Below are 21,559 nucleotides of genomic sequence, written 5' to 3' on the forward strand. Positions count from 1 at the left end.
ATGCCTCGGTGTGACGGGCGCCGCTCACCTCGCGAATACCCGAGTGGGGGACACCGAAACGGCGAGTCAGGAGGCGGCACCCTAGGGTCGTCGACGTGGCACTGGGCGTCTGCCTGCTGTTCGACTCACGGTCGGCACGCGCGCTGCGCGGTCTGTGGTCGCGGCTGGAGGCGGCGGGCGTGTCGACCCTCCAGACGCACACCCACGGCAGACACCATCCGCACCTGTCGTATGTGGTGTTGCTGGACTGGGACGTCGACGCGGTGCACGACGCCGTCGCCACGTTGCCCGACGGCGGCCCCTTCGAACTCACCTTCGACGCGATGGCGGCGTTCCGACGCGGCCGGGTGTCCCTCGTGCCCGCCCCCGCCACCGACCTGCTCACCCGGCAGCAGGCTGTGGTCCGGGCGGTCAGCGCCACGGGAGCCACCGTCCACCATCACTACGCGCTCGACCGCTGGCTGCCGCATGCCTCCGTCGCCACCCGCTCGACCACGCAAGAGCTGCCCGTGGTCGCAGCCGCCGTGTACGAGGTACTGCCTCTCACGGTGCGAGTCACGAGCGCGGCGCTCATCGACAGCGCCACGGGGCGGACCTGGCCGCTGCCCGTGGTGCCGTGATCGTCAGGCCACGTCCTGGCTCGCGGCGTGCCAGGTGTTGCAGTGCCCCACGTCCGCATGCCGGAACCCGCGCGCCGCCCACGTCCACTGGGTGTCGCTCGTGCCGTGGGTCTCGCTGTCGACCCAGTTGCGGAAGTCGTCCACGGCCGCGTCGCCCAGCTCCTCCGTGATCGACCCCCGACCGACCGCACTCGCCAGGAACACCCCGGCGAAGCAGTTGGCCTGCAGTTCGACCCGCCTGCCCAGTTCCCGGTCTGCTGCGCTCCCGGCCGGATAGTGCTGCAGTTGCTCGTTGGCGTCGGCGAGGATGCCACTGAGGTGCTGCACGTGATGGCCGTACTCGTGGGCGAGCGTCGCGAGGTGGGCCTGTTCGGTGAGACCGAACGCCTCCAGGGTGCGCTTGCGCGGCAGGTAGATGGTGGCGTCCTCCGCGCAGTACAGACCGGTGGCCTCGTCGGAGGGCGGCAGCGCACCACACGCGGTGGTCGGGTCGTCGGTGATGCTCACGTTCACCGGGGCGAACGCGATCCCCGCCTCGTCCAACGCGGGTTCCCAGGCACGGTCGAGACAGTGCAGCTCGGCGGTGTAGAAGGCCTCCAGTCGCTCCGGCGCGCTGCCGAGCGCGGGCAACTCGCACCGCACGTCGGCGAGCACGGCCCCGGACTGCAGCAGTCGGTTGTCGCCGATCGAGGCAAGCGAGGGCACCGCGTCCGAGGGTGCCTGCGCGCTGCCGCTTCGGACGTGGCCTCCGTCCAGCGACGGCACGACCGCCACCAGCACGCCCACGAGCACCACTGCGAGGGCGACCGGCAACGCCGCACGCCACCACGATCTGCGCCGGGAACGCGGTCTGGACTCAGTCGTCGCGTCCGAGTCCCACAGCTCCAGCGGAAGATCGTCAAGGTACGGCCGAACGGGCCCGCGTTCATCTGCGGGTTCGTCTGCCGCGTCGCCGACAGTGTGCACAGCAGCCTTCACGGTTGACGTCACATCTCGGCGACGAGGATAGAGCCTCAGGTCTCGTTCGCACATACCGCCATGTCACGAAGCTGACACGGCCGGTGTCCCGCCCCTGCGACAACGCGACGGACGTGCGTCGTCGGCCGCGGCTTTCGAGAGGTCGGGGGAACGGACCGGAAATGCGGACACGTGTGCGTAGGACGCGGACACGCGCGTTCGTGGTGGGCGCAGCAGGGTTCGAACCTGCGACCCCCTGCTTGTAAGGCAGGTGCTCTCCCGCTGAGCTATGCGCCCCGAACGGCTCCCGGCGACCGGGAGCCTTCGCACAGGAGCCGACTCTCAGCCGAGGTCGGCGATCGCCTTCTTCCACGCCTCCTGGTCGCGCGCCTCGCCCGGCTGGTTCACCTCGGCGAACCGCACGACACCCTCGGTGTCGATCAGGAAGGTACCGCGCAGTGCCAGACCGGCCTGCTCGTTGAACACACCGTACGCCTTGGCCACCTCACCGTGCGGCCAGAAGTCCGACAGCAGCGGGAACTGGTACTTCTGCTGCTCGGCCCACGCCTTCAGCGCGAACGGCGTGTCCACGGAGACACCGAGCACCTGCACGCCGGGGTACTGGTCGTACTCGTCCCGCAGCTGGCACAGCTCGCCCTGGCAGACACCGCTGAAGGCGAACGGGTAGAACACGAGCAGCACCGGCTTGTCGCCGCGGAACGACGACAGCGTCACCGGCTGCTTGTTGTAGTCGTTGAGCGTGAAGTCCGGAGCCTGGGAACCGACCTCGACGGCCATGGGCGACAACCTTTCGCTGGTCCGACATTACGGCGCGCAATCGTCGACTCCGCCGACGCGAGTGCCGCAGCAAACCCTATCGCGGGATCGACCCGGAAGAACCGACCGGGCTCAGCGCCGTGACGTGGACCTCGGAACCAGACGGGTGGCAGTCCACCCGGAGCCGAGACTCAGGTTGGAGGTCTGCGACATCCCGACCGTGGGCACCGCTTCGGCGATCTCACTGGGCTCGACGTGACCGGGCTGACCGGTCTTCGGGGTCAACACCCACACGACGCCGTTCTCGTCGAGCGGTGCCCGAGCGTCCACGAGCGCGTCCCCGAGGTCGCCGTCGCCGTCGCGCCACCAGAGCAGCACCACGTCGATGACCTCGTCGGCGTCCTCGTCGAGCAACTCGCCACCGATGTGAGCCTCGACGGCGGCGCGGACCTCCTCATCGACGTCCTCGTCCCAGCCCAGCTCCTGGACCACCATGTCCGGCTTGATCCCGAGCTTGTCGGCGACGCTGTTCTGGTCAGCGTCTCCCGCGGCGACCACGACTTCTCACTCCTCCAACAGGATGTGTGCGGCCTGTAGACGATCGCTCACCTTGTGCGATCGACCGCACTGCGTACACGGATGGGCATAGCGAACACCGCAACGGCCCGGAGCGCAACCGTCCACACCGGAGGCCACACGTGTCGAGCCGGGGGCGCAACGATATGTCACGACACGACAAGGAACGAGGGCACGGTCTTCTGAATCCAGACAGTTCCGATCCCGAGCGCCTCAACTAGGGTGGGAGGCGCGGTCCATACGGTGTTTCCGCGCAGGATCGCCGCAACACGACACGGTGTTACGAACAGCTCAATGTTACCGAACAGTAGTAGCTGACGCGCGCCGTGTCCACAGTCACGATGACAACAAGAGAACGAGCAACCCGAATTTCGGCGAGGAGATCCCTTGGCCCCCCAGAACGACGAGGCCGGGCGCGGCGCCACAGGCGCCTCCGGCCAGGGAGCACCGGCGCGTGTCCGCGTCATCCGCGACGGACTGGCGGCGCACTTGCCCGACATCGACCCGGAGGAGACGGCCGAGTGGCTGGACTCCTTCGACGCCGCAATGGCGAGGGGCGGTCAACAGCGCGCGAGGTACCTGATGCTCAGGATGCTGGAGCGTGCCCGTGAGCGCAACGTGGGCGTGCCTCCGCTGACGACCACGGACTACGTCAACACCATCCCGACGGAGAACGAGCCGTGGTTCCCCGGCGACGAGGAACTCGAACGCCGTTACCGCGCCTTCATCCGCTGGAACGCCGCCATCATGGTGCACCGCGCGCAGCGCCCGGGAGTCGGCGTCGGTGGTCACATCTCCACCTACGCGTCGTCGGCGGCGCTCTACGAGGTGGGCTTCAACCACTTCTTCCGCGGCAAGGACCACTCCGGCGGCGGCGACCAGATCTTCATCCAGGGGCACGCCTCCCCCGGCATCTACGCCAGGGCGTTCCTGGAGGGCAGGCTGACCGCCGAGCAGCTCGACGGCTTCCGCCAGGAGTACTCCCACGCCGGTGAGGGCGGCGGGCTTCCGTCCTACCCTCACCCTCGGCTGATGCCGGACTTCTGGGAGTACCCCACCGTGTCCATGGGTCTCGGCCCGATGAACGCGATCTACCAGGCACGGTTCAACCGCTACCTGCACTCGCGCGGCATCAAGGACACGAGCAACCAGCACGTCTGGGCGTTCCTCGGCGACGGTGAGATGGACGAGCCGGAGTCCCGGGGCCTCATCCACGTGGCCGCCGGTGAAGGCCTGGACAACCTCACGTTCGTCATCAACTGCAACCTGCAGCGCCTCGACGGCCCGGTCCGCGGCAACGGCAAGATCATCCAGGAGCTGGAGGCCTACTTCCGCGGCGCGGGTTGGAACGTCATCAAGGTGATCTGGGGTCGTGAGTGGGACGCCCTGCTGCACGCCGACCGCGACGGCGCGCTCGTGAACCTGATGAACCAGACGCCGGACGGCGACTTCCAGACGTACAAGGCCAACGACGGCGCGTACGTGCGGGAACACTTCTTCGGTCGCGACCCGCGGACGAAGGCCCTCGTCGAGAACCTCACCGACGAGCAGATCTGGAACCTCAAGCGCGGAGGGCACGACTACCGCAAGGTGTACGCGGCGTACAAGGCCGCGATGGAGCACCACGGCCAGCCGACCGTGATCCTCGCGCACACCATCAAGGGCTACGGCCTCGGTCCGGCGTTCGAGGGCCGCAACGCCACCCACCAGATGAAGAAGCTGACGCTCGACGACCTCAAGCTGTTCCGGGACGCGCAGCGCATCCCGATCAGCGACGAGGAGCTGGAGCGCGACCCGAAGCTGCCGCCGTACTACCACCCGGGCGAGGACTCGCCGGAAATCCAGTACATGAAGGGTCGTCGGCAGGCCCTCGGCGGCTACTTGCCGGAGCGCCGGTCCACCGCCAAGCCGCTCGTGCTGCCCGGCGACAAGGTGTACGAAGCCATCCGCAAGGGCTCGGGCAAGCAGGACGTCGCCACCACGATGGCGTTCGTGCGGCTCGTGCGTGAGCTGGCGAAGGACCCGGAGATCGGGCACCGGATCGTGCCGATCATCCCGGACGAGGCGCGGACCTTCGGTCTCGACTCGATGTTCCCGACAGCGAAGATCTACAACCCGCAGGGCCAGAACTACACGTCCGTCGACGCCCAGCTGATGCTCGCCTACAAGGAATCCGAGCAGGGCCAGCTCCTGCACGAGGGCATCAACGAGGCGGGCTCCACCGCGTCGTTCACGGCCGTGGGCACCTCGTACGCCACGCACGGCGAGCCGATGATCCCGATCTACATCTTCTACTCGATGTTCGGGTTCCAGCGCACCGGCGACGGGCTGTACGCGGCGGCCGACCAGATGACGCGCGGGTTCGTCCTGGGCGCCACCGCAGGCCGCACGACGCTGACCGGCGAGGGCCTCCAGCACGCCGACGGGCACTCGCAGCTACTGGCCGCGACGAACCCGGCCGTGGTGGCCTACGACCCGGCGTGGTCGTTCGAGATCGCCCACATCGTGCGTGACGGGCTGCGCCGCATGTACGGCGAGACGGGGCCGGATGGCAACGGTGAGAACGTCATGTACTACCTCACCGTCTACAACGAGCCGTACCAGCAGCCCGCCGAGCCGGAGAACCTCGACGTGGAGGGCCTGCTCAAGGGTCTCTACCACTACCGGTCGGCGTCGGAGGGCGACGGCCCCAAGGCGCAGATCCTGGTCTCGGGCGTGCTGATGCCGGAGGCGTTGCGCGCTCAGGACATGCTCGCCGAGGAGTGGGGCGTGCGGGCCGACGTGTGGTCGGCGACCTCCTGGTCGGAGTTGCGTCGGGAGGCCGTGGAGGTCGACCGCGACAACTTCCTGCACCCGGCCGACACGCCGCGCGTGCCGTACGTCACCGAGGTGTTGTCGAACGTCGAGGGTCCGGTCGTGGCCGTGTCGGACTGGATGCGCGCCGTGCCGGACCTCATCCGGCCGTGGGTGCCCACCGACATGCTCACGCTCGGCACCGACGGGTTCGGGTTCTCCGACACCCGTCCCGCGGCTCGCCGGCACTTCCTCGTCGACGCCGAGTCGGTCGTCGTCGGGGTGCTGGCGATGCTCGCCCGCCGGGGCGAGGTCGCGCAGGAGAAGGTCGTCGAGGCCGCCCGCCGATACCAGATCCACGACGTCACGGCGGCCGGTCCGCAGACGTCCGACTCCGGCGTGGCCTGAGCAGTTCGCACGGTGTCCTCAGTGGACCGAGGCACGGCTCGCCGCCGGCGCTCACGATCGGGTGAGTCCGGTGGCGGGTCGTGATCTCGCACTTCATAGTGGGGACACCGGTGGGGACCGGGGAAGTGAGATCGCCCGACGCAGCCGACAGGCGCGTCGGGCGATCTCGTTTCGACCCCCCGTCACGGGCGAGGCCGCACCGTGCGACCCCCGGCGTCCGAGACGTCCCGCGTAGGATTCGGCACCAGCATGTCCACTGAACCGTTTCCGGCCTTGTCCGACCACGAATCCGCACTCCCTCGGCACGGCTTGTCCGAGGCCACGCTGCGAGCGCTCGAACGGGCCTCCGGACGGCTCGCCAAGGCCAGCGTCAGCGCGATCGAGGAACGGCTGCCGTGGTTCGGTCGGCTTCCCGCCGACCAGCGAGCCAGCGTCATGCTGATCACCCAGGCGGGCGCCGCCGGATTCGTGCGCTGGATGCGTGACTCGCAGGAGGCGCTGAAGCTCACCACCGAGGCGTTCCGGTCGGCGCCGAGGGAGTTGTCCCGGTGGGTGAGTCTGCGCCAGACGGTGGAACTCGTCCGCCTCGCGCTCGACGTCTTCGAGGAACAACTCCCCCGCTTCGCAGCGGACGCGGCGGAGCGCGCCGTGTTGACCGAGGGCATCCTCCGGTACGGGCGGGAGATCGCGTTCGCCGCCGCCAACTCCTACGCCGCCGCGGCCGAGGCGCGAGGCGCGTGGGACGCCCGACTCGAAGCGCTCGTGGTCGACGGTGTGGTGCGTGGTGACGCCGAGGAGTCGGTGCTGTCGCGGGCCGCCGCGTTGGGCTGGGACCCGGCGGCCGACGCCACGGTCCTGGTCGGCAACCCGCCGTCGGACGACCCGCCGTCGGTCGTCTTCGAGGTCCGCAGCCGGGCCGCGCGGGTGGGCAGGCCCGTCCTCCTCGGAGTGCAGGGTTCCCGACTGGTCGTGGTGGTCGCGGGCCCGACGACCGGCTCCGAGAAGGCCGAGGACGTCCTCCCCGTGCTCTCCACCGCGTTCGCCGAAGGACCGGTTGTCGCGGGTCCCACGGTCAGCAGTCTCGCCGAGGCCCACCGCAGCGCCGCCGAAGCGCTGTCCGGATTGCGCGCCGTGGTCGGCTGGCCGTCGGCTCCCCGCCCCGCCCGATCGATCGACCTGCTCCCCGAGCGCGCGCTCGCGGGGGACGCCGAGGCCGAACGCGTGCTGGTCGAGGAGATCGCCCGCCCGCTGGAGGAGGCCGGGCCCGCACTGCTGGAGACCATCGAGACCTACCTGGAGACCGGCGGTGTGCTGGAGACGTGTGCTCGCCAGCTCTTCGTCCACCCGAACACCGTGCGGTACCGCCTGAAGAAGGCCACCGAGCTCACCGGCCGCAATGCCGCCGACCCTCGGGACGCGCTCGTGCTGCGGACGGCTCTCACCGTCGGGCGGCTCGCCCGCTCGCGCGGGATCTGGTGACATCCCGTGACCAGCGACACAACGTCACAGTGGTCACACGTTCTCTCGTCGCTGTTTGTAGGGAGTCCACAACGCGATTCGAAGGACTTGGTGACATGGAGGCATGCCCGCGAGGGCCACGTCCCGTGTTCCCTACACATGTGACCTCCGCTCTCCTCTGCCCCGGACAGGGTTCTCAGGCCCCCGGCATGCTCACCCCCTGGCTCGAACTCGACGGAGCTCGCGACCGCCTCGAACAGTGGTCGCAGCAGTGCGACCTCGACCTCGTGAGACTCGGCACCGAAGGGTCCGCCGAGGAGATCCAGGACACGGCGGTCGCCCAGCCGCTGATCGTCGCCACGTCGTTGCTCGCGTTCGAGTACCTTCCGTCCTCCGTCCCGGCCGACGCGCCGGTCGCGGGCCACTCCGTGGGCGAGCTGGCCGCCGCCGCCATCGCGGGGGTTCTCCCGGCGGGCGACGCCGTCGCACTCGCCGCCGTCCGCGGCGCCGAGATGGCCGCCGCGTGCGCCGCCGAACCCACGAGCATGGCCGCCGTCATGCTCGGCGACCCCGACGAGGTCGTGGCCTGGCTGCACGAGCACGGACTGGAAGCCGCCAACCGCAACGGGGCCGGACAGATCGTCGCCTCGGGCGCGCGCGACGCGATCGAGCGAATCGTGGCGGAACCGCTGGCAGGCACGAAGGTGCGGGCCCTCAAGGTGGCCGGGGCGTTCCACACGAAGTACATGGCCTCGGCCGAGGAGGCCCTGCGCGTGCACGCCGGCAAGCTCGCGCCGTCCGACCCGACGCGTCCGCTGCTGTCGAACGCCGACGGCAAGGTCGTGTCGAGCGGGGCGGAGTATCTCGATCGCCTCGTCTCCCAGGTGACCCGCCCGGTGCGGTGGGACCTCACGATGCGCGAGCTGGCCGAGCTCGGCGTCGACCGGACCGTCGAGCTGCCGCCCGCGGGCACGTTGACCGGCTTGGTCAAGCGTGAACTCAAGGGCACCGTCACCACGCCGGTGGCCGTGAAGACTCCCGCGCAGTTGGAGGAGCTGGCATGACCCGCCCGACGCTCTCCCTCGCGCAGGGCGCGAAGGCCAGCCGCGTGCTGGGTGTCGGCAGCACACAGCCCGACCGCGTCGTCACGAACGACGAGCTGTCGCAGTACATGGACACCAGCGACCAGTGGATCCGCGACCGCGTCGGCATCATCGAACGCCGATTCGCCGCCGAGGACGAACGACTGGTCGACATGGCCGTCACCGCGGGCGCGAAGGCACTCGCCGACGCCGGTGTCGCACCGTCCGAGGTGGACACGGTGATCGTGCCCAACTGCACGTTGCCCGCGCCGATCCCGAACGCCGCCGCCCAGGTGGCCGACCGCATCGGCATCAAGGCCGCGGGAGCCTTCGACCTCAACGCCGCGTGTGCCGGGTTCTGCTACGGCCTCGGCGTGGCGTCGGATCTCATCCGCGCCGGGTCGGCGAAGAAGGTGCTGGTCATCGGCGCGGAGAAGCTCACCGACGTCGTGGACCCGACCGACCGCTCGACGGCGATCATCTTCGCCGACGGCGCCGGTGCGGCCCTGGTGGGCCCGTCCGACGAGCCGGGCATCGGCCCCGTCGCCTGGGGCAGCGCGGGCGACATGGTGGACGTCATCTACATGCGGGACAACCGCTATCTGCACCAGGAAGGCCAGCCGGTGTTCCGGTGGGCCACGACGCAGATCGCGCCCGTGGCCAAGCGGGCCGTCGACCTGGCGGGCCTGCAACTGTCCGACATCGACGTCCTGATCCCCCACCAGGCGAACCTGCGCATCGTCGAGGCCATCGCCAAGCGCCTGCGCGCCCAGGGTGCCCGCGACGACATGGTGGTGGCCGACGACATCCGGTACTCGGGCAACACGTCGTCCGCCTCCATCCCGATGGCCCTCGACCACATGCGGGCCGCAGGCACCGTGAAGCCCGGCGACATCGTCCTGACCGTCGGGTTCGGCGCGGGCCTGTCCTACGCCGGACAGGTGCTCATCTGCCCCTGACCTTCGCCCGACCACAGACGCCGACGGCACAACACCCGTCGCGACCCGAATAGCACACCAGAAAGGAAGCCCAGTGGCAGACAAGAACGAGATCCTGGCCGGCCTCGGTGAGATCGTGGAGGAGGTCGCCGGTGTGTCCGCCGACGACGTCACCGCCGAGAAGTCCTTCGTCGACGACCTCGACATCGACTCGCTGTCCATGGTGGAGATCGCGGTCCAGGCCGAGGACAAGTTCGGTGTGAAGATTCCGGACGACGAGCTGGCCAACCTGAAGACGGTCGGCGACGCCGTGGACTACGTCGCGGCCAACGCGAAGTAGAGCTTCTCGCAACACACCTCGGGGAGACACCAATGAGCAATATCGACGTCGTGATCACCGGACTCGGTGCCACCACACCGCTGGGCGCGGACGTCCCTTCCACCTGGGACGGACTGCTGGCGGGCCGGAGTGGCGTTCGCGCGCTCGACGCCGACTGGCTCGAGAAGAGCGACCTTCCGGTGAAGATCGGCGCCGTGCTCGCCGAGGAGCCGACGGAGAAGATCCCGCGTGTGCAGGCCCGGAGGCTGGACCGCTGCGAGCAGGTCGCTCTGCTCGCGGCGCGCGAGGCGTGGGCCGACGCCGGTTTCGAACCCCCGACCGACGAGTCGCAGGACGTCGAACCGGAACGTCTCGGTGTCTCGATCGGCACGGGGATCGGTGGCCCGGTCACGCTGCTCAACCAGGACGACCTGCTGGAGCAGCACGGTATCCGCAAGGTGTCGCCGTTGACGGTGCCGATGCTGATGCCCAACGGTCCGGCGGCACACGTGGGCATCGACCTGAAGGCCCGGGCGGGGGTGCACTCCCCGGCCTCGGCGTGCGCGTCGGGCGCCGAGGGCATCGCCAACGGGGTCCAGATGATCCAGTCGGGCCGGGCCGACGTCGTGATCGCCGGTGGTGCGGAGGCGTGCATCGCCCCGATCACCATCGCGGGGTTCGCTCAGGCCCGGACCGTGTCCACCCGCAACGACGAACCCGAGCGGGCGTCGCGGCCGTTCGACGTCGACCGGGACGGCTTCGTCCTCGGTGAGGGCGCGGGTGTGGTGGTGCTGGAACGCGCCGACCGGGCCGCCGCGCGAGGCGCCCGCGTCTACGCGCGCGTGGGGGGTTACGGCATCACCGCGGACGCCTACCACATCACCGGGAACCACCCGGACGGCATCGGCCAGATCGCCGCGATGCAGCAGGCCATCCGCATGGCGGGGCTGACGGCCACGGACGTGGGCCACGTCAACGCGCACGCGACGTCCACCGTCGTGGGCGACGTCGGTGAGGCCGCGGCGATCCGCAAGGCCATCGGCGAACACGCCGTGGTGACCGCCCCGAAGGGCGCGCTCGGCCACCTGGTCGGCGGCGCGGGAGCCGTGGAGGGCATCACGACGATCCTGTCGATCTACCACGGCATCGTTCCGGCGACGTTGAACCTGGAGAACCAGGACCCGAAGGTCGAGCTCGACGTGGTGTCCGGTGAACCACGCAAGATCGACCTCGCCGCCGCCATCAGCAACTCCTTCGGCTTCGGCGGTCACAACACCGCCTTGCTGTTCACGAAGGCGTAGCACTCAGCGCGAACGACGAAGGCCACCTCGATCCGTTCGAGGTGGCCTTCGTCGTCTCTGTCGTCGACCCGCTCAGCCGACCTGGTGGAGCCAGGTCACCGGTGCGCCGTCGCCCGCGTGCCGGAATGGTTCGAGTGCCTCGTCCCAACTCGCGCCGAGCATCTGGTCCAGTTCGTGGGCGAGCTGCTCACCGGCCCGGTTCTTAGACACGAGCGTCCGCAGCCGGTCCTCGCCCACCACGATGTCGCCGTTGGCGCTCGTGCGGGCGTGCCACAGTCCCAGTCCGGGGGCGTAACAGAACCGCTGCCCGTCCACACCGGGACTCGGTTCCTCCGTGATCTCGAAACGCACCATGGGCCACGCCTTGAGGGCGGTGGCGAGCTTGCCACCCGTACCGGCGGGCGCGCGCCATTCACATTCCGCACGCAGTTGCCCGGGTGCGGCGGGCTGTGCCGTCCACCGCAAATCCACCCGGCTTCCCAACGCACCGGAAATCGCCCACTCGACGTGCGGGCAAACCGCAGACGGCGACGAGTGGACGTACACCACGCCACGAGTGCTCACTGCTTACCTCCGCTACTCGACGAGGGGCGTCTTCCCCTACGACCTCGTCGGTGAAGCGGATTAATCAACCCGCGGCGACTCCCTCGTTATTCTGCACGCGACTCACCCATTTGGCCACACAAGCCCTGGAAATCACACCACTGCGCCGAAGCGCTGAGCCACTGCTCGTTCCAGGACTTTTCGGCTCTACCGACAGCAGAGACGACAGGTGTCCACACCAAGCAATAGCCGTCGTGGAAACGCGGGGGTAGCCGCCATATCGGTGATGACGAGGACGGCGATTGTCACCTTCCGCGCACACCGCCCAGCGGCAGCGTGAGGGGTCGGCTATAAAAACGTAGCGAGCGAGGCGTCAGGGAGGGGTCACGTGCGAGTCGTCCGGTTCCCGACGAGACCCACCCGCGTCGCCGACGACGTCCGCGCGGCACTCACGTCGTTGGGTCGGGGCCAATCCGTCGTGGGCGGGGTCGCGGTGCTCGGTGTGACTCCCCCGGACTCGGATCTACGCCTCGACGCGGTGCTCGTGCTCCCCCGAGGAGTGTTCGTCGTGGTCGGCGTCGACCTGCCCGACCCCGCCATGGTCCTGTCCGCACCGCTGCACGCGGAGTGGAAAGCCGACGGGTGGCCACTGGTGCGACCCGACCGCGAGGACGCCACCGAGGTCAACCCGGGGCTTCCCGCACTCGCCCTCGCCGGACGACTCGCCGACCGCGTCCACGCCGTGGACCCGACCATCGCGGTCGGAGTCGTGATCGCGGTCGGCCCTTACGTCAAGACCGTCGAACAACCTCCCGAGGACGCCGCGGGCCCGGTTCGCGTGGTCTATCCGACGGCGGCGTCGATCCTGGACGCCCTCGACGCCCTTCCCGTCACCCCGCGCCGCCTCACGACCCAGCAGCTCCGGGCGGTGCTCGCCGACCTCGCTCCCGACGCACCGGAGTTCGAGGACGCCGTCCTGATCGCCGAGGGCTTCAGCACGGCCACCCCGCCGGCCGACCCGGCACCCGCCGTCCCGCCGTCCCGCGTGTCACCGGCCGGGCCGCCGGACACGCCACCGATGTCGTCGCAGGACACGTTCCGCAGCTCCCCTCGCCGCCGCGTCGCGCTCGCCGCCGCCGCGTTGTTCGTCGTGACGCTGATCGCCGTCACCGTCCTCACCGTCAGCTCCCGCGAGGCTCCACCACCCGCCGCGGCAGGCCCCGGGTCCGGACAGGAGGCACCGGTGACCGTCGCGGGCGTGGCGTTCACCCCGGTCGCCCGGGACGCCGCGTCTCGGTGCGGACCCCACCACGCGGTGGGCGACGTCCAGTCCTTCCTGCTCGAACACGGGTGTGTCGAGCTGCTGCGCGGGAGCTTCACGACGACGGTGGACGGCCGGAGCGTGTCGGTGTCGGTCGGCGCGGTGACGTTCGCGGACGACACTGTGGCGGGTCGGTTCGAGGAACTCGCCACCACACCCGGGACGGGCATCCTCACCGACGTCGCGACCGAAGCGGGCCGTTGGGCACACACCGCACCGACGTTCGAGGGCGCCGCCTACACCACCCGGCGCGACGGTGCCACGGTGAGGACGGTCCTCGCCCAGGTGGACGACCCGGCCGGAAAAGAGGAAAAGCTGACCTCCCGGGTGGCCCAGACCGCGCTCGATTTGCCGCTGCGCTGAGTCGCGTCAGAGCCCGTACTCCTCCAACCACCGCAGCCACACCTCGCTGACGGTGGGAAATGCGGGGACGGCATGCCAGAGGCGACGCAGCGGTACCTCGCCGACGACGGCGACGGTGGCCGCGTGCAGGAGTTCGGCGACGTCCTGACCGACGAACGTCGCGCCGAGCACCACCTCGCGTTCGGTGTCCACGACCAGGCGCGCCCGCCCCGCGTAGCCGTCGGCGTGCAGTGCCGCTCCCGCCACGTCGATGTCGAGGTCCAGGACCCGCTGGGAGGGTTCGGTGGCCTCGACCGCCCCGACCGACGCGACCTCGGGATCGGTGAACACGACCTGGGTGACCGCGTGGTGGTCGGCGGTCGCCGCGTACCGGCTCCAGGGCTCTGCCCGCACCTGCTCGCCTCGACTCCGCGCGGCCAGGACGTCTCCGACGATCCGCGCCGCGTACTTGCCCTGGTGCGTCAGGAGAGCCCGGCCCGTGACGTCTCCCGCGGCGTAGAGCCATTCTCCGGCGACTCCGGACACCAGGCCGGTGTCGTCGACGGCGAGCGGACGCCCCGGCGTGAGCCCGACGGTGTCGAGCCCCAGGTCGTCGGTCGCGGGTCGGCGTCCCGTGGCCACCAGCAACCGCTCGGCGGTGATCGAGTCGCCGTCGGCGAGGTCGAGCCGCACCCGCTCGCCCTCACGACGGACCCGCCGCACCTCGGCACCGAGCCGCACCCGCACCCCGTCCGCGCGCAGGGCCTCCGCCACCGCCTCCCCCGCGAACGCGGGCATCCTCGGCAGGACGCGGTCCCCCCGGGCGACGACGTCCACGCTCGCGCCGAGGCGCGCCCACGCCTGCGCCATCTCCACCCCGACGACTCCGCCGCCCAGCACGGCCAGCGACTCGGGAACGCTCGACGCGGACGTCGCGTCCCGGGAGGTCCACACCGGCACGTCGGCAAGACCCTCCACGTCGGGGACGACCGGGACACTGCCGGTGCACACCACCACCGCGTGGGCCGCGCGCAACACCAGCCGGTCGTCCACGGTGACCTCACGGTCCCCGGACAGCCGCGCCCGGCCCCGGACGACGGTGATCCCGGCTCCCTCGGCCCAGTCGACCTGTCCGCCGTCGTCCCACTGGGAGACTCGCTTGTCCCGCCACGCGAACACGGCATTCGGGTCGATGCGGCCGTCGCTCGGCACGCCCGGAACCCGTCGTGCCGCCGCCCACGCGTTGCCGGGCCGCAGCAGCGCTTTGCTCGGAACGCAGGCCCAGTACGAACACTCCCCGCCGAGCCGCTCGTGCTCCACCAGAGCGGTGCGCAGCCCACCGCGCACCGCTCTGGCAGCGACGTTCTCGCCCACCGGACCGGCGCCGATCACCACGACGTCGAGGTCCTCACGCAGTTCGTCCACAGTGCTCCTCGCCATATCTTCTGAAGCGCACCGCACCGGCGCTCACTCCGCAACCGGAGCAGTTGGGGGGCCAGCTATCCTTGCCGCGCACGAGTGTCCGAATCGGCTGGCGGTGGAGGTTTGCTTGGCCAGGAGCACAGCGATCTACACGGTGGACGACATCACGGGCGAACCCGCCCACGAGACCGTGTCGTTCGCTTTCGACGGTGTCGCCTACGAGATCGACCTCACCGCCGAGCACGCGGACCAGCTTCGTGATCTCCTCGACCGCTACATCCGGCACGGACGACGCACGGGAGGCCGCAGGCTCCGGCCTCGGCTGGTGACCAATCCGGTGCGCGTGCTCGCCGAGCCCGCGCCGCGCTCCTCACGTGCGACCAAGCGTCCGCGTCGCGGCAGCGCCGAGCCGGTCGCCGCCCCGACGACGCAACCGACGGCACGCAAGGCTCCCCGCCCGACGCGACGCCGGACGAAGCGTGCCTCGACGACCGCCCCGACGAAGACGCGCTCGGCGAGCGTGCCCGAGGTACGGTTCTCCGCGCCGGAGGCATGACTCAGAGGTTCTTCAGCTCGTCGACCACCTCGGACACCGACGACTTCGCGTCGCCGAAGAGCATCGTGGTCTTCGGGTCCGTGAACAGCTCGTTGTCGACCCCGGCGAACCCGGTGCCCAGCGACCGCTTCACCACGATCACCGACCGACTCGACACCACGTCGAGCACGGGCATGCCGTAGATCGGTGAGGCGGGATCGGTGCGGGCGGCGGGGTTGACGACGTCGTTGGCGCCGATCACGAGAGCCACGTCGGCCTGCGGCAGCAGCGCGTTGCTCTCGTCGAGGTCCTTGAGCGACTCGTACGGCACGTCGGCCTCGGCGAGCAGCACGTTCATGTGGCCGGGCATCCGACCCGCGACGGGATGCACCGCGTAGCTCACCTCGACGCCCTTGCCCTGCAACAGGTCCGCCATCTCCCGCACGGCGTGCTGGGCCTGGGCCACGGCGAGTCCGTACCCGGGGACCACGACGACCCGGTTGGCGTAGGCGAGCTGGATGGCGGCATCCGAGGCGGTCGTGGACCTGACGGGCCTGTCGTCCCTCGGGCCCGCGGCGGCTCCCCCGACCGCGCCGAAACCGCCCGCGAGGATCGACAGCAGTGACCGGTTCATCGCCTTGGCCATGAGGTTGGTCAGGATCGAACCGGACGCGCCCACGAGCATGCCCGCGACGATCAGCGCGGTGTTGTCGAGCGCCAGCCCCATCGCCGCCGCGGACAGCCCGGTGGCGGCGTTGAGCAGGGAGATCACGACGGGCATGTCGGCACCACCGATGGGCAGCACCATGAGCACGCCGAAGAACGCCGAGGCCACCAGCAGACCGATGACCAGCCACTCCGACGTGAAACCCACCATCACGACGATCGCGTACGCGCCCGCGGCCGCGAGTGCCACGGCGGTGGCGGGGCGATGCAGTGTCCCGACCGTGATCGGGCGGGTGGGCAACCACTCCTGGAGCTTGCCGAACGCGATCAGCGAGCCCCAGAACGACACGGAGCCGATGAGCGCGGCGAACAGCGAGGCCACGACGACGTACAGCGGCAGTCCGAGATAGCCGAAGGTGTCGCGGAACTCCACCCACGCGATGAGCGCCACCGCACCACCGCCGACGCCGTTGAACAACGCCACCATCTGCGGCATCGCCGTCATCTTCACGCGTCGGGCCGCCGGGACCCCCACAGCCGTCCCCAGCAAGAGCCCCAGCACGATCAGCCACCAGTCGCCCATGCCGGGCAGCAGCAGTGTCGAGACGATGGCGACCACCATTCCCGCTGCCGCCGTCCAGTTGCCACGCACCGCCGTCCTCGGGCTCGTGAGCCCCATGAGACCGACGATGAACAGCGAGAACGCGATGATGTAGCCGACAGCGGAGACGGTCATGAGCGGCCTCCCCGAGGCGAGTCGGAGTCACTCGGTCTGCGCTTGAACATTCCGAGCATCCGATCGGTGACGAGGAACCCGCCGACGACGTTGATGGTGCCGAACGCGATCGCGATCACGATCAGGAACTTGTTGAGCACCCCCTCGGTGCCCAGGCCCAACACCATGAGCGCACCAAGCAGCACGATGCCGTGGATGGCGTTGGTGCCGGACATCAACGGCGTGTGCAACGTGGTGGGCACCCGCGAGATCACCACGAAGCCGAGGAAGCCCGCGAGCACGAGCACGGCCAGGTTCTGGACCAACATTCAGTCCTCCTCGTCTCTCGCGGTGGCCGGCGCGGTGACCCGAGCGCGCGTGAGGATCTCGTCGTCGCTGTCGAGGGCGAGCCGACCCTCGTCGTCGAGCAGCAGGCCGAGCAGCTCGACGAGGTTGCGGGAGTAGAGGTCGCTGGCGTGCACCGCGCATTCCGACGGCAGATTGAGCGGCGCGCAGATCGTCACGTCGTGCACCACCGTCTCCCGGCCCGGCACGGTGAGTTCGCAGTTGCCTCCGGACTCGCCCGCCAGGTCCACCACCACGCTGCCCGGCCGCATGCTCCGCACGGCCTCGGCGGTCACCAGGGTCGGCGCCCGACCGCCCGGCACCTGCGCGGTGGTGATCACGACGTCGAAGCGCGAGATCGCCTCGGCGAGCCGTCGTTGCTGCGTGATCCGCTCGTCGTCGGTCAGCTCGCGCGCGTAACCGCCCTCGCCCTCCGCCGTCACCCCGAGGTCGAGCCAGGTGGCCCCCACCGACCGCACCTGGTCGGCCACCTCGGGACGGACGTCGTAGCCCGTGGTCCTGGCTCCGAGCCGCTTGGCGGTGGCCAGCGCCTGCAGGCCCGCGACGCCCGCGCCGAGCACGAGCACCGAAGCCGGGGGCACGGTGCCCGCCGCCGTGGTCATCATCGGCAGGAACCGGGGCAGTTTCTCGGCCGCGAGCAACGCCGCCCGATACCCTGCGACGCCGGCCTGTGACGACAGCGCGTCCATGCTCTGGGCCCGCGAGATACGCGGCACGGCCTCCATCGCGAACGCGTGGACACCGGCTTCCCGCAGCGCCGCGATCTCGTCCTGGCGGGTCGCGGGCGCGAGAAACCCGATCAGCACCGTGCCCGGGGCCAGCTTCCGCACCACCGACGCGCTCGGCGGGGTGACCGTGAGCACGACGTCGGCGGACCAGGGGTCGCCCAGCTCTGCGCCCGCCGCACGGTAGTCGTCGTCGCCGTACCACGCCCCCGCGCCCGCCCCGGGCTCGCAGACCACCCGCAGTCCTCGGCGCACGAGCTGCTCGACGTGGGTGGGCACCAGCGCCACCCGGCGTTCTCCCGGAGCGGTCTCGGCGGGTATCCCGACCCGGACCGGCGTCGGTGTGTCGGCCACTGGCGACCTCCTCGCAGCGGGGACGGCGGCGGACCCGCTCTCCCGTTACGGTATGACCTCGCGTGACCCACGCCATAGCGCAGCCGGTGGACAACCACCGGGACGGACTACCGTCTTGAAGCATGTACTCGACCGAGATCGACGTCAGGACCGGCTCGACGGCAGTGGTGCACGACCTCACCGACGACGCCCGCCGTTTCCTCGCCGAGGCCGGGGCGACGGACGGCCTGCTACACGTCTGGGTGCCGCACGCGACCGCGGGCCTCGCCGTGATCGAGACCGGAGCGGGCAGTGACGACGACCTGCTCGCCGCGCTCGACGATCTGCTCCCGAGGGACGGCCGGTGGCGTCACCGGCACGGCAGTCCCGGTCACGGCCGCGACCACGTCCTGCCCGCGTTCCTCCCTCCGTACGCCACGGTGCCCGTGCTGAACGGCGCGCCGACGCTGGGAACCTGGCAGTCGATCTGCCTCGTCGACACCAACGTCGACAACCCCGTTCGTCGCGTGCGGCTGTCGTACCTGGCGGGCTGACCTCCGCGAGAAGTCAGCGAGTGGGCGTGACGACCGTCGTCTCCCGATCGTCCTCGGGCACCGTGCGCAGACTCGTCAGGAGCGTGACCAACTCCTCCTTCGAGGTGCTGCCCGAGTCGTCCTGACCGTCGTGGGCGAGCAGGACGACCGACTGTCCGGCGGTGCCGAACGCGAGTGCCCCCACGAGCGCCCGCTCGGGGAGGCACTCGCCCCCGTCGGACACGGTCACCTCGACGAGCACCAGCTCCGCCTCCGTGCCCGACTCCCCCACCGCCACCTCGACCGGGTGCTGCTCGATCACCTCGACGTCGGGCCGTCGGCCACCCTCGGGCGTGTAGGCGAGGCGGGCGAGCTGCTGCGCCCTCTCGGACGCCTCGGCGGCGGGAGGGGCCTCGCCCATCGTGACTCCGCTGCTGCCTCGCTCGGCGAGCCCCTCCGCGTCACAGGCCCCGATTCCGACGAACGCGCTCGTGGCGAGTGTGAGGGGATCGTCGCCTTCCCAGCCGTGCACCACGGTGGGCCGCGGCTCCCACTCCGGAGGCACGTCGTAGGCGTAGACGCCGTCGCGCTGGACGACGGGCTGCCAGCCCTCGATCAGCTCGGGCACCAGAACCCGGGTCTCGGGTGGCGACGCATCAGGCGTCGGCGCGACGGACGCGGAAACCGCCTCGTCGCTCGACGTGCTCTCGCGGGACTGTCGTGACAGCACGCCACCGGCGACGATCAGCATGATCACCAAGACCAGGCAGCCGCATCCGAACACCTGGGGGCGACGCGACGGCGGGGCGGTCCGCTGCCTGCCCAGCCGCACGTCCGGTGCCTTGGGCAGGCTGGACGGGCGGCCCGGGTCGAGCCCGTGCGTCACGGACCGGGTCGGTGAGGTCGGTGTCACCGAGGGCCGTGGTGGCTCGGGCACCCCGAACGTCGGTGTGGGTTCGACGGGTTCATACCCGCCGAACCCCTTCAGGGCAGCCTTGTCCTCGTAGCCCGAGAAACCGCTCTGCCGATCACTGCGCCTGCGACGACGTCCCACGAAGGCGGGACCTTACCCGCGAACGAGCTCCACCAGGTGGTCGACGACCGAATCGACGGCGACCTCGGTGCGCTCGCCCGTCGCGCGGTCCTTCACCTCGACGACGCCCTTGGCCAGTCCCCGGCCGACCACCACGATCGTCGGGACGCCGATCAGCTCCGCGTCGGCGAACTTGACGCCGGGCGTGGCCTTGCGGTCGTCGAACAGCACGCGGATCCCGCGCTCCGAGAGCTGGGCCACCAGCCGCTCGCCGCCCTCGAAGATGCTCTCGTCCTTGCCCGCGACGACCACATGCACGTCCGCGGGTGCCACGGAACGCGGCCACACGAGACCGAGGTCGTCGTGGTGCTGCTCGGCGATCGCGGCCACCAAGCGGGAGACGCCGATGCCGTACGAGCCCATGGTGATCCGGACCGGCTTCGAGTCGGGGCCCAACGCGTCGACCCCGAACACGTCGGTGTACTTGCGGCCCAGTTGGAAGATGTGGCCGATCTCGATGCCGCGCGCCGTCACGAGGGTGCCCTGACCGTCGGGCGAGGCGTCGCCCTCCCGCACCTCGGCGGCCTCGACCGTGCCGTCGGGCGTGAAGTCGCGCCCGCACACCAGGTCGACGACGTGGTGGTCCGGCTTGTCCGCGCCGGTCACCCAGGCCGTGCCCCGCACGACGCGCGGGTCGACCAGGTAACGCACGCCGTTGGCCTGCAACGCGCCCGGGCCGATGTAGCCCTTGACGAGGAACGGGTTCGCGGCGAAGTCGGCGTCCTCCAGCAGCTCCACCTCGGCGGGCGAGAGCGACGCCTCCAGGCGCTTCATGTCGACCTCGCGGTCGCCCGGAATGCCGACGCCGAGCAGCTTCCACTCCTTCTCGCCGGGCATCCGGGTCTTCACCAGCACGTTCTTGAGCGTGTCCGCCGCGGTGAAGGTCCGCCCCAGGTCGGCGTTGTTGAGGAAGTCCACCAACGTCTCGATGGTCGGCGTGCCCGGCGTGTGGTGCACCTGCGCGGCGGGCTTGTCCTCCACCGACTGCTCCGGCGGCGCGGGGGTGACCACGGCCTCGACGTTGGCCGCGTAGTCGGAGTCGGTGCTCCGCACGTAGGTGTCCTCACCGGTGGCGGAGACGGCGAGGAACTCCTCCGACGCCGAACCGCCCATCGCACCGGAGGTGGCCGCGACGACGACGTACTCCAGGCCCAGCCGGTCGAAGATCTTGAGGTAGGCGTCGCGGTGCAGTTGGTAGGACCGCGACAGGCCCTCGTCGTCCAGGTCGAAGGAGTACGAGTCCTTCATGACGAACTCGCGGCCACGCAGGATGCCAGCGCGGGGACGCGCCTCGTCGCGGTACTTCGTCTGCACCTGGTAGAGGATGACCGGGAAGTCCTTGTACGAGGAGTACTCACCCTTCACGGTGAGCGCGAACAGCTCCTCGTGTGTCGGGCCGAGCAGGTAGTCGGCGCCCTTGCGGTCGACGAGGCGGAACAAGGTGGGGCCGTACTCCTCCCACCGTCCCGACTTCTCGTAGGGCTCCTTCGGCAGCAGCGCGGGGAACTGGATCTCCTGCGCGCCGATCGCGTTCATCTCCTCGCGGACGATCGCCTCGATGTTGCGCAGCACCGTGAGCCCGAGCGGCAACCAGGTGAACCCGCCCGGAGCGACCCGCCGAACGTATCCGGCCCTGACCAGCAGCTTGTGGCTCGGCACCTCGGCGTCGGCCGGGTCCTCGCGCAGGGTGCGCAGGAACAGCGACGACATCCTGGTGATCACGGTGTTCTCCTTGG

The 21,559-nt window shown here is 70.2% G+C and carries 20 protein-coding genes and 1 tRNA gene; 10 read left to right on the forward strand and 11 right to left on the reverse strand.

The genetic code is table 11. The features are described from left to right. Nucleotides 1-95 precede the first annotated feature (95 nt). Nucleotides 96-620: a 2'-5' RNA ligase family protein gene (locus JAV51_RS10230; protein ID WP_197320439.1), complete on the forward strand. Its 525-nt coding sequence runs from the start codon at nucleotides 96-98 to the stop codon at nucleotides 618-620. A 3-nt stretch (nucleotides 621-623) separates the two neighbouring features. Here JAV51_RS10230 and JAV51_RS10235 read toward each other — a convergent pair whose 3' ends face one another. The 4 genes from JAV51_RS10235 to JAV51_RS10250 all read right to left on the reverse strand — a co-directional run bounded on the left by JAV51_RS10235 (nucleotide 624) and on the right by JAV51_RS10250 (nucleotide 2,912). Next, nucleotides 624-1,586: a neutral zinc metallopeptidase gene (locus tag JAV51_RS10235; protein ID WP_197320440.1), complete on the reverse strand. Its 963-nt coding sequence runs from the start codon at nucleotides 1,584-1,586 to the stop codon at nucleotides 624-626. Between the two features lie 213 nt (nucleotides 1,587-1,799). Then, a tRNA-Val gene (locus JAV51_RS10240) sits at nucleotides 1,800-1,874 on the reverse strand. A 45-nt stretch (nucleotides 1,875-1,919) separates the two neighbouring features. Beyond that, nucleotides 1,920-2,375 carry a peroxiredoxin gene (locus JAV51_RS10245; protein WP_197320441.1) on the reverse strand — a complete coding sequence of 152 codons (456 nt, stop codon included), beginning with the start codon at nucleotides 2,373-2,375 and terminating at the stop codon, nucleotides 1,920-1,922. Nucleotides 2,376-2,486: 111 nt separating this feature from the next. Continuing rightward, a complete protein-coding gene (locus tag JAV51_RS10250; protein ID WP_005444257.1) occupies nucleotides 2,487-2,912 on the reverse strand; it encodes a DUF3052 domain-containing protein in 426 nt (141 codons plus the stop codon). A 405-nt stretch (nucleotides 2,913-3,317) separates the two neighbouring features. Here JAV51_RS10250 and aceE point away from each other — a divergent pair, with 405 nt between their 5' ends. From aceE to JAV51_RS10280, 6 genes are all read left to right on the forward strand, one after another. Next, complete coding sequence (aceE, locus tag JAV51_RS10255; RefSeq protein WP_197320442.1) at nucleotides 3,318-6,131, forward strand: pyruvate dehydrogenase (acetyl-transferring), homodimeric type; 2,814 nt, start codon at nucleotides 3,318-3,320, stop codon at nucleotides 6,129-6,131. A gap of 249 nt (nucleotides 6,132-6,380) precedes the next feature. Beyond that, nucleotides 6,381-7,610, forward strand: a complete 1,230-nt coding sequence (locus tag JAV51_RS10260) for a CdaR family transcriptional regulator (protein WP_197320443.1) — start codon at nucleotides 6,381-6,383, stop codon at nucleotides 7,608-7,610. A 125-nt stretch (nucleotides 7,611-7,735) separates the two neighbouring features. Next, nucleotides 7,736-8,653, forward strand: coding sequence for an ACP S-malonyltransferase (locus JAV51_RS10265; RefSeq protein WP_307845841.1), 918 nt, complete (start codon nucleotides 7,736-7,738; stop codon nucleotides 8,651-8,653). After that, nucleotides 8,650-9,630, forward strand: coding sequence for a beta-ketoacyl-ACP synthase III (locus tag JAV51_RS10270; protein ID WP_197320445.1), 981 nt, complete (start codon nucleotides 8,650-8,652; stop codon nucleotides 9,628-9,630). Before JAV51_RS10265 ends, JAV51_RS10270 begins: the two co-directional genes overlap by 4 nt. A gap of 73 nt (nucleotides 9,631-9,703) precedes the next feature. Continuing rightward, nucleotides 9,704-9,949, forward strand: a complete 246-nt coding sequence (locus JAV51_RS10275; protein ID WP_005462424.1) for an acyl carrier protein — start codon at nucleotides 9,704-9,706, stop codon at nucleotides 9,947-9,949. A gap of 32 nt (nucleotides 9,950-9,981) precedes the next feature. Beyond that, nucleotides 9,982-11,229 (forward strand): beta-ketoacyl synthase, encoded by a 1,248-nt coding sequence (locus JAV51_RS10280; RefSeq protein ID WP_197320446.1) that lies wholly within the window; start codon nucleotides 9,982-9,984, stop codon nucleotides 11,227-11,229. A 72-nt stretch (nucleotides 11,230-11,301) separates the two neighbouring features. On the opposite strand, the gene JAV51_RS10285 is transcribed toward JAV51_RS10280, so the two are convergent. Continuing rightward, on the reverse strand, nucleotides 11,302-11,793 hold the full coding sequence (locus JAV51_RS10285; RefSeq protein WP_197320447.1) for a DUF3145 domain-containing protein: 492 nt from the start codon (nucleotides 11,791-11,793) through the stop codon (nucleotides 11,302-11,304). Nucleotides 11,794-12,160: 367 nt separating this feature from the next. On the opposite strand from JAV51_RS10285, the gene JAV51_RS10290 reads away from it, so the two are divergent. Further along, nucleotides 12,161-13,456 (forward strand): hypothetical protein, encoded by a 1,296-nt coding sequence (locus JAV51_RS10290; RefSeq protein ID WP_197320448.1) that lies wholly within the window; start codon nucleotides 12,161-12,163, stop codon nucleotides 13,454-13,456. A 6-nt stretch (nucleotides 13,457-13,462) separates the two neighbouring features. Here JAV51_RS10290 and JAV51_RS10295 read toward each other — a convergent pair whose 3' ends face one another. Then, nucleotides 13,463-14,875, reverse strand: coding sequence for an NAD(P)/FAD-dependent oxidoreductase (locus tag JAV51_RS10295; RefSeq protein WP_197320449.1), 1,413 nt, complete (start codon nucleotides 14,873-14,875; stop codon nucleotides 13,463-13,465). Between the two features lie 109 nt (nucleotides 14,876-14,984). On the opposite strand from JAV51_RS10295, the gene JAV51_RS10300 reads away from it, so the two are divergent. After that, a complete protein-coding gene (locus JAV51_RS10300; RefSeq protein ID WP_197320450.1) occupies nucleotides 14,985-15,413 on the forward strand; it encodes a histone-like nucleoid-structuring protein Lsr2 in 429 nt (142 codons plus the stop codon). Between the two features lies 1 nt (nucleotide 15,414). Here the strand turns inward: JAV51_RS10300 and JAV51_RS10305 are convergent, their stop codons facing one another. From JAV51_RS10305 to JAV51_RS10315, 3 genes are read right to left on the reverse strand one after another with little or no spacing between them, the layout of a single operon-like run. After that, nucleotides 15,415-16,794, reverse strand: a complete 1,380-nt coding sequence (locus JAV51_RS10305; RefSeq protein WP_197320451.1) for an NAD(P)(+) transhydrogenase (Re/Si-specific) subunit beta — start codon at nucleotides 16,792-16,794, stop codon at nucleotides 15,415-15,417. Continuing rightward, on the reverse strand, nucleotides 16,791-17,102 hold the full coding sequence (locus tag JAV51_RS10310) for an NAD(P) transhydrogenase subunit alpha (protein ID WP_197320452.1): 312 nt from the start codon (nucleotides 17,100-17,102) through the stop codon (nucleotides 16,791-16,793). Before JAV51_RS10310 ends, JAV51_RS10305 begins: the two co-directional genes overlap by 4 nt. Further along, nucleotides 17,103-18,218, reverse strand: a complete 1,116-nt coding sequence (locus tag JAV51_RS10315) for an NAD(P) transhydrogenase subunit alpha (protein WP_197320453.1) — start codon at nucleotides 18,216-18,218, stop codon at nucleotides 17,103-17,105. 122 nt (nucleotides 18,219-18,340) lie between these two features. Between JAV51_RS10315 and JAV51_RS10320 the strand changes: the two genes are divergently transcribed. Then, nucleotides 18,341-18,751, forward strand: coding sequence for a secondary thiamine-phosphate synthase enzyme YjbQ (locus JAV51_RS10320; RefSeq protein ID WP_197320454.1), 411 nt, complete (start codon nucleotides 18,341-18,343; stop codon nucleotides 18,749-18,751). 13 nt (nucleotides 18,752-18,764) lie between these two features. Here JAV51_RS10320 and JAV51_RS10325 read toward each other — a convergent pair whose 3' ends face one another. Continuing rightward, nucleotides 18,765-19,784 (reverse strand): hypothetical protein, encoded by a 1,020-nt coding sequence (locus JAV51_RS10325; RefSeq protein WP_197320455.1) that lies wholly within the window; start codon nucleotides 19,782-19,784, stop codon nucleotides 18,765-18,767. Nucleotides 19,785-19,796: 12 nt separating this feature from the next. Next, a complete protein-coding gene (locus JAV51_RS10330; RefSeq protein ID WP_197320456.1) occupies nucleotides 19,797-21,545 on the reverse strand; it encodes a proline--tRNA ligase in 1,749 nt (582 codons plus the stop codon). Between the last annotated feature and the right edge of the window lie 14 nt (nucleotides 21,546-21,559).

The organism is Saccharomonospora sp. NB11 (assembly GCF_015910535.1).
Lineage (GTDB): Bacteria > Actinomycetota > Actinomycetes > Mycobacteriales > Pseudonocardiaceae > Saccharomonospora.